Source organism: Pseudomonas crudilactis (assembly GCF_013433315.1).
GTDB classification, from domain to species: Bacteria; Pseudomonadota; Gammaproteobacteria; order Pseudomonadales; family Pseudomonadaceae; genus Aquipseudomonas; species Aquipseudomonas crudilactis.
The window spans coordinates 14,168-26,983 of record NZ_WXVV01000022.1 but is presented as its reverse complement, the minus strand read 5'-3'; the positions used below and the strand labels follow the sequence as shown (position 1 = coordinate 26,983).

The window sequence follows — 12,816 nt, the reverse complement described above, 5'->3', positions numbered from 1 at the left end:
AGCTCGAACCTTATACGGCCATCAGATCCGCTTCTTTTTGCTTGGTAGCCGTGTCGATATCAGCTTCAGCCTTGTCGGTGATTTTCTGAATATCGGCAGCGGCACGACGTTCTTCGTCTTCGCTGATTTCCTTGTCCTTGACCAGCTTCTTCAGCTCGCCCAAGGCATCACGACGAATATTGCGCACGGCAACACGCGCGTCTTCAGCGGCGCTGCGCGCCTGCTTGGTGAAGCCCTTGCGGGTTTCTTCAGTCAGGGCAGGCATGGAGATCAGCAACAATTCGCCCAGGTTGGTCGGATTGAGGTTCAGGCCAGCGCTCTGGATCGCCTTGTCGACCGCTGCGAGCATGTTGCGCTCGAACGCAACGACTTGCAGGGTGCGCGAATCTTTTACAGTGATGTTGGCCACTTGGGTGATGGAGGTGTCTGCGCCGTAGTACGGCACCATCACGCTGCCCAGAATGCTTGGGTGAGCCTTGCCGGTACGAATCTGACCAAATGCATGGGCCAGAGAGTCCAGGGATTTTTGCATGCGCTCTTGAGCGTCTTTTTTGATTTCGTTGATCATTGTTGACCTTCCTCGATCAGGGTGCCTTCAGCGCCGCCATGGACGATGTTCAGCAGGGCACCGGGCTTGTTCATGTTGAATACGCGCAGCGGCATCTTGTGGTCGCGGCACAGGCAGATAGCTGTCAGATCCATTACACCCAGCTTGCGATCCAGCACTTCATCATAAGTCAGATGATCGAACTTCTCGGCATGCGGGTCTTTGAACGGGTCTGCAGTGTAAACGCCATCGACCTTGGTCGCCTTGAGCACGACATCAGCATCGATTTCGATGGCACGCAGGCAGGCTGCCGAATCCGTGGTAAAGAACGGATTGCCGGTACCGGCCGCGAAGATCACCACGTCCTTGGAGTTCAGGTGACGCATGGCTTTGCGGCGATCATAGTGATCGGTCACGCCAACCATGGAAATCGCGGACATGACGATGGCCGAGATATTGGCACGTTCCAGCGCATCACGCATGGCCAAGGCGTTCATCACAGTGGCCAGCATGCCCATGTGGTCGCCCGTGACCCGATCCATACCGGCTTTGCTCAAAGCTTCGCCGCGGAACAGGTTGCCACCGCCGATCACCAGACCGACCTGTACGCCGATGCCAACCAGTTGGCCGACTTCCAGCGCCATCCGATCCAGCACTTTTGGATCGATCCCGAACTCTTCCGAGCCCATCAGGGCCTCGCCGCTAAGCTTGAGTAGAATGCGTTTATAGCGAGCCTGATAACCACTGCCCTGCTGAGCCATTGCGAATCTCTCCTGCGGCGTATTTAAAATTCTTTGCGAGCTGTTTACAGCTGGCGTTCACTCTAGCTTGGCGCTGCTTCAGCGCCATCGGAACATGGCTTTGTAAGTCAGTTCCAAGTGGAAACCAATTAAAAATTGATAACCCCATCTGAAAAGAGGCTGCGCGCGTTAGCGGGCAGCCTCTTTCGGGCGACAGTTGAAAAACCGTCTTATTGCTTGGCGGCAGCCAGCTGGGCAGCAACTTCTTCAGCGAAGTTGTCGACCGGCTTCTCGATGCCTTCGCCTACTTTGAAGTAAGTGAAGGAAACGATTTCTGCGCCGGCTTTCTTGGCCAGCTCGCCAACCTTGACTTCAGGGTTCTTGACGAACGCCTGCTCAACCAGGCTTGCTTCTGCCAGGAACTTGCTGATACGGCCTTTGACCATATTCTCAACAATGTTTTCTGGCTTGCCTTTGATCTTCTCTTCGTTCAGCTGCAGGAATACAGCTTTTTCACGCTCGATCGCTTCATCCGAAACTTGCGAAGGCAGCAGGAACTCAGGGTTGCTTGCAGCTACGTGCATCGCGATGTCTTTGGCCAGCTCGACGTCACCGCCTTTCAGGACAACAGCAACACCGATCTTGTTACCGTGCAGGTAGGTGCCGACAACGTCACCCTCTACGCGAACCAGACGACGGATGTTGACGTTTTCGCCAACTTTAGCAACCAGAGCTTCACGAGCCGATTCCTGAGCGGCGATCAGCGGAGCTGCGTCGGTCAGGTTCTCGTCGAAGGCTTTTTCTACGCTGGCAGCAACGAAGTTCTTGAAGTCGTCTTGCAGGGCCAGGAAGTCGGTCTGCGAGTTGACTTCCAGCAGCACGGCTACCTTGTCGTTCGATTTGATGGCGATTGCGCCTTCAGCGGCAACGTTGCCCGCTTTCTTGGCAGCCTTGATCGCGCCCGAAGCACGCATGTCATCAATGGCTTTTTCGATGTCGCCGTCAGCCTTTTCCAGGGCTTTCTTGCAGTCCATCATGCCTTCGCCGGTACGCTCGCGCAGTTCTTTAACCAACGCTGCAGTAATTGCTGCCATTTTCAAATTCCTCTTGGATAGGTTTTCAACCATTCCACCCGATCGAACGGGCGTTCAATTCTTCCCGAACCACCCTTGTTAGCTGCCGCACATTACAAACAGTGCCGTGGGCGCCGACAAATGGTTTTCGAGGTGGCAAAAAGGGGGCCAAGCCCCCTTTTTGCTTACTGAGTCAACGCCAGGGCGTCAATTACTCAGCTGCAGCCTGAGTTTCTTCAGCTGCGAATTCTACAGTGCCGCCAGCAACATTGTTGCGACCACGGATCACTGCGTCAGCCATCGAACCCATGTACAGCTGGATAGCGCGGATTGCGTCATCGTTGCCTGGGATGATGTAGTCAACGCCTTCCGGGCTGCTGTTGGTGTCGACAACGCCGATTACCGGGATGCCCAGCTTGTTGGCTTCGGTGATCGCGATGCGCTCGTGGTCAACGTCGATCACGAACAGTGCGTCTGGCAGACCGCCCATGTCCTTGATGCCGCCCAGCGAACGATCCAGCTTCTCAAGATCACGGGAGCGCATCAGCGCTTCTTTCTTGGTCAGCTTGGCGAAAGTACCGTCTTCGGCTTGAACTTCAAGGTCACGCAGACGCTTGATGGAAGCACGAATGGTTTTGAAGTTGGTCAGCATGCCGCCCAACCAGCGGTGATCGACGTACGGCGAACCGCAACGTGCTGCTTCTTCAGCAACGATCTTGCCAGCGGAACGCTTGGTGCCGACGAACAGAATCTTGTTTTTGCCCTGGGCCAGACGCTCTACGAAAGTCAGAGCTTCGTTGAACATTGGCAGGGTTTTTTCAAGGTTGATGATGTGAATCTTGTTACGCGCGCCGAAAATGTACTTACCCATTTTCGGATTCCAGTAACGGGTTTGGTGACCGAAGTGCACACCGGCCTTCAGCATATCGCGCATATTGACTTGGGACATGATAGTTCCTTAATAAGTCGGGTTTGGCCTCCACGTATCCCAATGACCAACCAGTGGCATAAAGCCAAAAGCACCCAGGTCATCGTGTCGACACGTGTGTGGATTTAAGCTTTTCGGGGTATCCCCGGAAAGCGGCGCATTTTATACCACAGGGTGCGCAGAAACGGAACCCGGAATCTGTATTCGCACCAAGGACATGGGCGCAGCCCCCTTGGAATCGGCCCCGAACGCACCATTGTATAGAGAGAAGCGATGCACGCGGGCGCTGAATTGCGCCGTGCGTCTGTTAGAATCGCGTTTTTCAGGGTCGCAAAACGATCACCTGCCGCCCTATTCGTATCAGCAAGCGCCGCCGAGCGCAGAGAGAGCCTGTATGACCGTCAACCTCAAAACCCCCGAGGACATCGCTGGCATGCGCGTCGCCGGCAAACTGGCCGCCGATGTGCTGGAAATGATTGCCGAACATGTCAAACCGGGCGTCACCACCGATGAGCTTAACCAGATCTGTCACGATTACATCGTCAATGTGCAGCAAGCCATCCCTGCCCCGCTCAATTACAAGGGCTACCCGAAGTCGATCTGCACCTCGATCAACCACGTGGTCTGCCACGGTATCCCGAACGACAAGCCACTGAAAAACGGCGACACCCTGAACATTGACGTGACCGTGATCAAGGACGGTTACCACGGCGACACCAGCCGCATGTTCCATGTCGGCGAAGTGCCTGTCTGGGCCGAACGCCTGTCGCAGATCACCCAGGAATGCATGTACAAGGCGATCGAGATCGTCAAACCCGGCTGCCGCCTCGGCGACATCGGCGAAGTGATCCAGAAGCACGCCGAGAAGAACGGCTTCTCGGTGGTTCGCGAGTTCTGCGGTCACGGCATCGGCAAGGTCTTCCACGAAGAGCCGCAGATCCTCCACTACGGGCGCGCCGGCACCGGCATGGAACTGAAGGCCGGCATGACCTTCACCATCGAGCCGATGATCAACCAGGGCAAGGCCGACACCAAAGTATTGGGTGACGGCTGGACCGCGATCACCAAGGATCGCAAGCTGTCAGCACAGTGGGAACACACCCTGCTGGTGACCGACACTGGCTACGAGATCTTCACCCTGCGCGCCGACGACACCATCCCGCGCATCTCGGCCTGATCCACACAACGCTCCCAGCCTTATAGAAGGAATGCCAATCGATGCCGCAGGTGGATCCCGAACTCTTCGACCGCGGTCAGTTCCAGGCCGAACTGGCTCTGAAAGCGAGTCCTATCGCGGCGTTCAAGAAGGCGATCCGCCAGGCTCGCGACGTCCTTGATGCGCGTTTTCGCAGTGGCCGCGACATCCGCCGCTTGATTGAAGACCGTGCCTGGTTTGTCGACAACATCCTGCAAAAGGCCTGGGAGCAGTTCAACTGGAGTGAAGACGCCGATATCGCGCTGGTCGCGGTCGGCGGCTATGGCCGTGGCGAACTGCACCCCTATTCCGACATCGACTTGCTGATCCTGCTGGACAGCGCCGACCACGAAGTTTTCCGCGATTCCATCGAGCGTTTTCTGACGTTGCTGTGGGATATTGGCCTGGAAGTCGGTCAGAGCGTGCGCTCGGTCGATGAATGTGCCGAAGAGGCGCGCGCCGACCTGACCGTCGTCACCAACCTGATGGAAAGCCGCACCATCTGCGGCCCCGAGCGCCTGCGCCAGCGCATGCTCGACGTCACCAGCACCGCACACATGTGGCCGGCCAAGGAGTTTTTCCTCGCCAAACGCTCCGAGCAAAAGGCCCGTCACCACAAGTACAACGATACCGAATACAACCTGGAACCCAACGTCAAAGGCTCGCCCGGCGGCCTGCGGGATATTCAGACGATTCTGTGGGTGGCCCGGCGTCAGTACGGCACCCTGAACCTGCGCGCCCTCGCCGGCGAAGGCTTTTTGGTCGAAAGCGAAAACGCCCTGCTCGCCTCCTCCCAGGAATTTCTCTGGAAAGTTCGCTACGCCCTGCACATGCTCGCTGGTCGCTCCGAAGACCGCCTGCTGTTCGATCATCAGCGCACTATCGCCGGGCTACTGGGTTTTGAAGGCGACGACGCCAAACAGGCCGTCGAAAACTTCATGCAACAGTATTTCCGCGTGGTAATGAGCATTGCCCAGCTCAGCGACCTGATCATCCAGCACTTCGAGGAGGTCATCCTCGCCCCGGAAGACGAAGCGCCGCCGCAGCCGATCAACTCGCGCTTCCAGTTGCATGACGGCTACATCGAGGCACGTAACGACAACGTGTTCCGCCGTACACCGTTCGCCATGTTGGAAATTTTCGTGCTGATGGCGCAGCAACCGGAAATCAAAGGCGTGCGCGCCGACACCATCCGCTTGCTGCGGGAGAATCGTCACCTGATCGACGACAACTTCCGCAACGATATCCGTAACACCAGCCTGTTCATCGAACTGTTCAAGTGCAAGATCGGCATCCATCGCAATCTGCGGCGGATGAACCGCTACGGCATCCTCGGTCGTTATTTGCCGGAGTTCGGTTTTATCGTCGGGCAAATGCAGCACGACCTGTTCCACATCTATACGGTCGATGCGCACACGCTGAACCTGATCAAGCACCTGCGCAAATTGCAGTACACCCAGGTCTCGGAGAAGTTTCCGCTGGCGGCCAAGCTCATGGCAAAGCTGCCCAAGCCCGAACTGATCTATATGGCGGGCCTTTATCACGACATTGGTAAAGGCCGGCATGGCGATCACTCGGAGATCGGCGCGGTCGACGCCGAAGCGTTCTGCCAGCGCCATCAATTGCCGGTGTGGGACAGCCGTCTGATTGTATGGCTGGTGCAAAACCACTTGGTGATGTCGACCACCGCGCAGCGCAAGGACTTGTCCGACCCGCAGGTGATTCACGATTTCGCGCAAGCCGTCGGTGATGAAACCCGCCTCGACTACCTGTACGTGCTGACGGTGGCCGACATCAACGCGACCAACCCGACGTTGTGGAACTCCTGGCGCGCCAGCCTGTTGCGCCAGCTCTACACCGAGACCAAACGCGCCTTGCGCCGTGGCCTGGAAAACCCGGTGGATCGCGAAGAGCAGATCCGCCAGACCCAAAGCGCTGCACTGGACATTCTGGTACGTGGCGGCACTGACCCGGACGATGTCGAGCAATTGTGGGCGCAACTGGGCGATGACTATTTCCTGCGCCACACCGCCGGCGATGTGGCCTGGCATAGCGACGCCATTCTTCAGCAGCCCGTCAATGGCGGGCCGCTGGTGCTGATCAAGGAAACCACCCAGCGCGAGTTCGAGGGCGGGACGCAGATTTTCATTTATGCACCGGATCAGCACGACTTCTTCGCCGTGACCGTGGCGGCGATGGATCAGCTCAACCTGAACATTCACGACGCCCGTGTCATCACGTCCAGTAGCCAGTTCACCCTCGACACCTACATCGTGCTCGACAACGAAGGCGAATCGATCGGCGACAACCCGGCACGGGTCAAGCAGATCCGCGAAGGTCTGACCGAAGCACTACGTAACCCGGACGATTACCCGACGATCATCCAGCGCCGCGTGCCGCGCCAGCTCAAGCACTTCGCCTTTGCGCCGCAGGTCACCATTCACAACGATGCCCAGCGTCCGGTAACGGTGCTGGAATTGACCGCACCTGATCGCCCGGGCCTGTTGGCGCGGATCGGCGGGATTTTCCTCGAGTTCGATCTGTCGCTGCAGAACGCCAAGATTGCGACCTTGGGCGAACGGGTCGAGGACGTGTTCTTCATCACCGACGCCCACAATCAACCGTTGTCCGACCCGTTGCTTTGCAGCCGTTTGCAGGATGCGATCGTTGAGCAACTGAGCGTCAATCAGGAACCCGATATCAAACTGTCGCGCATCAGTATTTGATCGCGCGCCCGGATTCAAATGGCTTTGCACGAGACCCAGCCCCAATGAACAACGCTCTGAACCAGCTCCAGCCCTACCCGTTCGAAAAGCTCCGCGCGCTGCTCGGCACCGTGACCCCGAACCCGGATAAACGTCCGATCGCGCTGTCGATTGGCGAGCCGAAGCATCGCTCGCCAAGCTTCGTCGCCGAAACGCTGGCCAACAGTCTGGATCAGATGGCGGTGTACCCGACCACCCTCGGCATCCCGGCGCTGCGTGAAGCCATTGGCGGCTGGTGCGAGCGTCGTTTCGGCGTGCCAGGCGGCTGGATTGATCCGGCGCGCAACGTGTTGCCGGTCAATGGCACCCGTGAAGCGTTGTTCGCGTTTACTCAGACCGTGGTAAACCGTGGCGACGACGCGTTGGTGGTCAGCCCGAACCCGTTCTACCAGATCTACGAGGGCGCCGCTTTCCTCGCCGGGGCCAAGCCGCATTACCTGCCGTGCCTTGACGAAAACGGCTTCAACCCGGATTTCGATGACGTTTCGCCGGACATCTGGAAACGCTGCCAGATCCTGTTCCTGTGCTCGCCAGGCAACCCGACGGGCGCGCTGATCCCGGTCGACACCCTGAAAAAACTGATCGCCCTGGCCGATGAATACGACTTCGTGATCGCCGCCGACGAGTGCTATAGCGAACTGTACTTCGACGAACAGACGCCACCGCCAGGCCTGCTCACTGCCTGCGTCGAACTGGGCCGCAAGGATTTCAAACGCTGCGTGGTGTTTCACAGCCTGTCCAAGCGCTCCAATCTGCCTGGCCTGCGCTCCGGTTTCGTGGCGGGTGACGCCGATATCCTCAAAGGTTTCCTGCTGTATCGCACCTACCACGGCTGCGCGATGCCGGTGCAAACGCAACTGGCGAGCGTGGCTGCGTGGAATGACGAAGTGCATGTGCGCGCCAATCGCGCGCTGTACCGCGAAAAGTTCGATGCGGTGCTGGAGATCCTCAGCCCGGTGATGGATGTTCAGCGTCCGGATGGCAGTTTCTATTTGTGGCCGAATGTGAACGGCGATGACGCGGCGTTCTGCCGTGATTTGTTCGCCGAAGAGCACGTGACCGTGGTGCCGGGATCCTATCTTTCGCGCGATGTCGACGGCGTCAACCCAGGGGCCGGCCGTGTACGCATGGCACTCGTGGCGCCGCTGGCTGAATGCGTGGAGGCCGCGGAACGGATTCGCGCATTCATGACTCGCCAACGCTAAGCAACTTTACCGTGCCAGCAAAACTGGCACGGTAACTTCCCCCTGCAAAGACACAATTCAATAAACTTGTATCCCGCCTTAGTCCATCTAACAGCTTACTATTGAGCTGCGTATCACGCTGCGCAGATTTAACTGCTAACTAATATCAAATATCAAAACAAGGAAGTTCAATCATGAACCCGACCACTAATATCGGCTTCAACATAATGCTCGCAACCATTCAAACCGGAAGCGGAGTACAACAATAATGTGGGCCCGAAACAATCCCTCCAAACTCTGGACTCCTGGCCAGACGTTGCGTATCGCTTTCCTTAATGGCACGCCTGAATTCAAGCAAGCCGTCCGTTCCGCCGCCAGTAACTGGCTCTCGCACATCAATTTGAAGTTCGACTTCGTCGAGGGGGTAGAAGGTGATATCCGCATCTTCAGCGAAAATGGCACGTTCTGGTCGCAGACTGGCACCGATGCATTGCTCGACACCGATGAGCCCACCATGCGGCTCTGGCCACACTCAAGTAATCATGCCCGTTATTTCGCAGCGAACGTCATGCATGAGTTTGGCCATATGCTCGGCGCAGAACACGAACAAACCAACCCGACAGCCAACATCCCCTGGAATAGAACAGCCCTGTATGCGAGTCATGGAATCACCGACAACCCCGAGGAAGATGACTATCAGGCCGATGTTACACGCAATAAACTGAACCACTTGTACCTTGACCGTGCCGATCCGAGCGAAAGTCTTTATTCAACGTATGACCGTAAATCGATCATGCACTACGTCATCCAGCAGACCTGGACTGAAGGTGACTTCCAGATCTTTCCCAATCTGGAACTCAGTGAACACGACAAAGCCTTCATGGCAATGGCCTACCCCTATCCACCGCAAGCGAGCGAATGACTTTACCCGCCAGTGGATAGTTATTTGACCTGCCCCAGGTTCGCTTCGCTTAAATCAAGATCTGCCAACACTTCTCGCAGAACGTCATCACCAATCTCGTGTTGGCGACTCAAGCTGTAAAGTTCAAGGCGTTGTGCCCGCAGCGCCTTCAAACGCAAACGGCGTTCCAGCAGATCCATCTGGAACGCCAGCGCCTGGGCCTCTGCCGAATCGTTGAATACTTCCAGTTGATGGCGATACTCGGACATGATCCGCGCCTTCAGTTCCGCCGAGAGAGCGGCTTGAGCGGCGTCCTGCGGGGCGACCTCCTCAGTTTCCAGGGCATGAATCGCCGCTTCGGCAGTCTTGCGCCAAGCGTCGCGCACTTCCTGGCGGCGCTTGTCATCCGGGCTCTTTTCAATTCCGCGCAGCAACAGCGGCAAGGCGATGCAAGCCGACACCAGTGACAACAGGATCACCCCGGCGGCAATGAAAATCAGCAGATCACGCTCGGGAAAAGCATCGGCCCCCATCAACATCGGCACCGACATCACACCGGCCAGCGTCACCGCTCCACGCACCCCGCCGACGGTCAGCAACCAACAGGAGCGCGCCGTCGGCACTTGTGTCAGCTCGCCCTTGCCGCGCAAGCGGCGCAGCAGCACCGATAAGCGCCAGATGCTTTGCACCCAGATAAAACGCAGCAATACCAGCGCCAGAAAAATTGCCACGACATCCAGACAGCGATAAAACAGCGTCGGCCACAAGGTCGGCTCGTGGCTGACCACGGCTTTGATGATGTCGGGCAATTGCAAGCCCAGCAGCAGGAAGATCAAACCGTTGAAGGCGAACTCCAGCAGCGACCAGACACTGCGATTGAGCAAGCGGGTGCTGGTCTGCCGCGGCAGCAGGTCGAGCCAACTCTGCATCATCCCCGCCGCCACCGCCGAGAGAATGCCCGAGACGCCGAGCCGTTCGGCCAACACATAAGCGGCGAACGGCAGCAGCAACATGAACACCACGTGAGTGGCCGGATCGTCCCAGCCTCGGGCGATCATCCACGCCCGCAAGCGCCCGACCAGCCAGCTCAATGCCACACCGACTGCCAGACCACCGAGCGCCACCACGACAAAGGTCAGGCTGGCGTTGGTCAGCGAGAACACCCCCGTGATGGCCGCCACCAGGGCGAACTTGAAGGTCACCAGACCCGAGGCATCGTTCATCAGCGCCTCGCCCTGCAATATATGCATCAGCGGGGTCGGCAGGCGGTTTTGCGAAATCGCCGAGACCGCCACGGCGTCGGTCGGCGACAGCACAGCGGCGAGGGCAAAGGCTACGGGTAACGGAATTGACGGCAATAACCAATGAATGAAGTACCCGGCGCCAACCACAGTGAACAGCACCAGCCCCACCGCCAGCGTCAGGATCGGCCCGCGCAGATGCCAGAACTCGCGCTTGGGCATGCGCCAGCCATCGGAAAACAACAACGGCGGCAGGAACAGAAACAGGAACAATTCTGGATCGAGCGCCACATGCAGGCCGAGGGTCGGCCAGGCGAGCAAGGCGCCGGCGGTGATTTGTACCAGCGGCAGTGGCAACGGGATGACCCGTCCGACCAGCCGCGAGACGCTGACCAGCATCAGCAGGATCAGGACGGTGTAAGCGGTTTGCATAAAGCGGAAATCTCAGACAATCGACAGCGTTGAACTGCCATATTAGCCGCTTAGGATGCGTCTGACCGTTGCACCTATGTCGCACACGTACACGCCGGACCAATGTGGGAGCGAGCTTGCTCGCGAATACGGTGTGTCATTAATAGAGATTTTGACTGACACGGCCCCTTCGCGAGCAAGCTCGCTCCCACAGGGTTTTGCATTGCCAAATGAAGCCGGGCGCCGCGAAACCGTTTGGTCATGGCATAATCCGACACCATTTTTTTCCAGCACCTGTAAAGGGGGCGATTCCTTGACCGTTTCAAGTAAAACGTTGCACCTTTTCGGCATCAAAGCCTGCGACACCATGAAGAAGGCGCGCACCTGGCTCGATGAACACGCTGTCAGCTACGACTTTCACGATTACAAAAGCGCCGGCATCGACCGTGAACACCTGACCCAATGGTGTGACGAACACGGCTGGCAAACGGTGTTGAACCGCGCAGGCACGACCTTTCGCAAACTCGACGACGAACGCAAAGCCGATCTCGACCAATCGAAAGCCATCGAACTGATGCTCGCTCAACCCTCGATGATCAAGCGCCCGGTGCTCGATCTCGGTGACCGAACCCTGATTGGCTTCAAGCCAGATATCTACGCGGCAGCTCTGAAGTAAGCAGCCCGTCACTCTTTGTAGAGGTGTATTTACATGTCCAATTCCCTGTTCAGCATCGCCTTTGGTGTCGGCACTCAGAACCGTCAAGGCGCATGGCTGGAAGTGTTCTACGCACAACCACTGCTCAACCCTTCGGCCGAACTGGTCGCCGCTGTTGCGCCGATCCTCGGTTACACCGAAGGCAACCAGGCCATCACTTTCACCACCGCCCAGGCCGCACAACTGGCTGAAGCCGTGAAAGCCATCGACGCCGTGCAAGGCAAGCTGCTGACCCGTCTGGCGGAAAGCCACAAGCCGCTGGTCGCCACTTTGCTGGCGGAAGACGCACAGCTGACCTCGACGCCTGAGGCCTATCTGAAGCTGCACCTGCTGTCGCACCGTCTGGTCAAGCCACACGGCGTGAGCCTGGCCGGGATCTTCCCGCTGCTGCCGAACGTAGCGTGGACCAGCCAGGGCGCCATCGACCTGAGCGAACTGGCAGAAATGCAACTGGAAGCCCGTCTGCGTGGCGAATTGCTGGAAGTGTTCTCGGTGGACAAGTTCCCGAAAATGACCGACTACGTGGTACCGGCCGGCGTACGTATCGCTGACGCGGCGCGTCTGCGTCTGGGCGCTTACGTCGGTGAAGGCACCACCGTAATGCACGAAGGTTTCATCAACTTCAACGCTGGCACCGAAGGCCCGGGCATGATCGAAGGCCGCGTTTCCGCTGGCGTATTCGTCGGCAAGGGTTCCGATCTGGGCGGCGGCTGCTCGACCATGGGCACCCTGTCGGGCGGCGGCAACATCGTGATCAAGGTTGGCGAAGGCTGCCTGATCGGCGCCAACGCCGGTATCGGTATTCCGTTGGGCGACCGCAACACTGTCGAGTCGGGCCTGTACGTGACCGCCGGTACCAAGGTGGCGCTGCTCGACGAAAACAACAACCTGGTCAAGGTTGTAAAAGCACGCGAGCTGGCCGGTCAGACTGACCTGCTGTTCCGCCGCAATTCGGAAACCGGTGCTGTGGAATGCAAAACCCACAAATCGGCGATCGAACTGAACGAAGCGCTGCACGCTCACAACTAAGCAGCACATCGACCTCCTGTGGGAGCGAGCTTGCTCGCGAAGCTTTTAGCGTCCTCAAGGACGCCTTCGCGAGCAGGCTCGCTCCCA

At 58.0% G+C, this 12,816-nt stretch carries 11 protein-coding genes; 6 read left to right on the top strand and 5 right to left on the bottom strand.

Annotated features, from left to right (window positions below):
• Positions 1–10 precede the first annotated feature (10 nt).
• The 4 genes from frr to rpsB form a co-directional block, all read right to left on the bottom strand.
• Positions 11–568 carry a ribosome recycling factor gene (gene frr, locus GTU76_RS22185; RefSeq protein ID WP_016985095.1) on the bottom strand — a complete coding sequence of 186 codons (558 nt, stop codon included), beginning with the start codon at positions 566–568 and terminating at the stop codon, positions 11–13.
• Positions 565–1,308 (bottom strand): UMP kinase, encoded by a 744-nt coding sequence (gene pyrH / locus GTU76_RS22180; RefSeq protein ID WP_003222124.1) that lies wholly within the window; start codon positions 1,306–1,308, stop codon positions 565–567. Before pyrH ends, frr begins: the two co-directional genes overlap by 4 nt.
• A 209-nt stretch (positions 1,309–1,517) precedes the next feature.
• Positions 1,518–2,381, bottom strand: coding sequence for a translation elongation factor Ts (gene tsf / locus GTU76_RS22175; RefSeq protein WP_122609647.1), 864 nt, complete (start codon positions 2,379–2,381; stop codon positions 1,518–1,520).
• Between the two features lie 190 nt (positions 2,382–2,571).
• Positions 2,572–3,309: a 30S ribosomal protein S2 gene (gene rpsB / locus GTU76_RS22170; protein ID WP_003222119.1), complete on the bottom strand. Its 738-nt coding sequence runs from the start codon at positions 3,307–3,309 to the stop codon at positions 2,572–2,574.
• A gap of 373 nt (positions 3,310–3,682) precedes the next feature.
• Between rpsB and map the strand changes: the two genes are divergently transcribed.
• The 4 genes from map (at position 3,683) to GTU76_RS22150 (ending at position 9,354) form a co-directional block, all read left to right on the top strand.
• A complete protein-coding gene (gene map, locus GTU76_RS22165) occupies positions 3,683–4,465 on the top strand; it encodes a type I methionyl aminopeptidase (protein WP_016985097.1) in 783 nt (260 codons plus the stop codon).
• A 41-nt stretch (positions 4,466–4,506) separates the two neighbouring features.
• Entirely contained in the window at positions 4,507–7,209 is a 2,703-nt protein-coding gene (locus GTU76_RS22160) for a [protein-PII] uridylyltransferase (protein ID WP_180699598.1), read from the top strand.
• 44 nt (positions 7,210–7,253) lie between these two features.
• A complete protein-coding gene (gene dapC, locus GTU76_RS22155; protein WP_180699597.1) occupies positions 7,254–8,453 on the top strand; it encodes a succinyldiaminopimelate transaminase in 1,200 nt (399 codons plus the stop codon).
• Positions 8,454–8,700: 247 nt separating this feature from the next.
• The gene (locus tag GTU76_RS22150) at positions 8,701–9,354 is read left to right on the top strand and encodes a zinc metalloprotease (RefSeq protein ID WP_180699596.1); all 654 of its coding nucleotides are present in this window, start codon (positions 8,701–8,703) and stop codon (positions 9,352–9,354) included.
• A gap of 20 nt (positions 9,355–9,374) precedes the next feature.
• Here the strand turns inward: GTU76_RS22150 and GTU76_RS22145 are convergent, their stop codons facing one another.
• Positions 9,375–11,006 (bottom strand): Na+/H+ antiporter, encoded by a 1,632-nt coding sequence (locus GTU76_RS22145; RefSeq protein WP_180699595.1) that lies wholly within the window; start codon positions 11,004–11,006, stop codon positions 9,375–9,377.
• Positions 11,007–11,298: 292 nt separating this feature from the next.
• On the opposite strand from GTU76_RS22145, the gene GTU76_RS22140 reads away from it, so the two are divergent.
• Both GTU76_RS22140 and dapD read left to right on the top strand, forming a co-directional pair.
• Positions 11,299–11,661, top strand: a complete 363-nt coding sequence (locus GTU76_RS22140) for an ArsC family reductase (RefSeq protein WP_016985102.1) — start codon at positions 11,299–11,301, stop codon at positions 11,659–11,661.
• A gap of 33 nt (positions 11,662–11,694) precedes the next feature.
• Positions 11,695–12,729 carry a 2,3,4,5-tetrahydropyridine-2,6-dicarboxylate N-succinyltransferase gene (gene dapD, locus GTU76_RS22135; protein WP_175555226.1) on the top strand — a complete coding sequence of 345 codons (1,035 nt, stop codon included), beginning with the start codon at positions 11,695–11,697 and terminating at the stop codon, positions 12,727–12,729.
• The last annotated feature ends 87 nt before the right edge of the window (positions 12,730–12,816 follow it).

What these genes read in the sequence shown, in the direction of transcription:
- map (WP_016985097.1), top strand. Translation starts at nt 3,683, where the DNA reads ATGACCGTCAACCTCAAAACCCCCGAGGACATCGCTGGCATGCGCGTC.
- GTU76_RS22145 (WP_180699595.1), bottom strand. Translation starts at nt 11,006, where the DNA reads ATGCAAACCGCTTACACCGTCCTGATCCTGCTGATGCTGGTCAGCGTC.
- GTU76_RS22150 (WP_180699596.1), top strand. Translation starts at nt 8,701, where the DNA reads ATGTGGGCCCGAAACAATCCCTCCAAACTCTGGACTCCTGGCCAGACG.
- GTU76_RS22160 (WP_180699598.1), top strand. Translation starts at nt 4,507, where the DNA reads ATGCCGCAGGTGGATCCCGAACTCTTCGACCGCGGTCAGTTCCAGGCC.
- dapC (WP_180699597.1), top strand. Translation starts at nt 7,254, where the DNA reads ATGAACAACGCTCTGAACCAGCTCCAGCCCTACCCGTTCGAAAAGCTC.
- pyrH (WP_003222124.1), bottom strand. Translation starts at nt 1,308, where the DNA reads ATGGCTCAGCAGGGCAGTGGTTATCAGGCTCGCTATAAACGCATTCTA.
- dapD (WP_175555226.1), top strand. Translation starts at nt 11,695, where the DNA reads ATGTCCAATTCCCTGTTCAGCATCGCCTTTGGTGTCGGCACTCAGAAC.
- rpsB (WP_003222119.1), bottom strand. Translation starts at nt 3,309, where the DNA reads ATGTCCCAAGTCAATATGCGCGATATGCTGAAGGCCGGTGTGCACTTC.
- tsf (WP_122609647.1), bottom strand. Translation starts at nt 2,381, where the DNA reads ATGGCAGCAATTACTGCAGCGTTGGTTAAAGAACTGCGCGAGCGTACC.
- frr (WP_016985095.1), bottom strand. Translation starts at nt 568, where the DNA reads ATGATCAACGAAATCAAAAAAGACGCTCAAGAGCGCATGCAAAAATCC.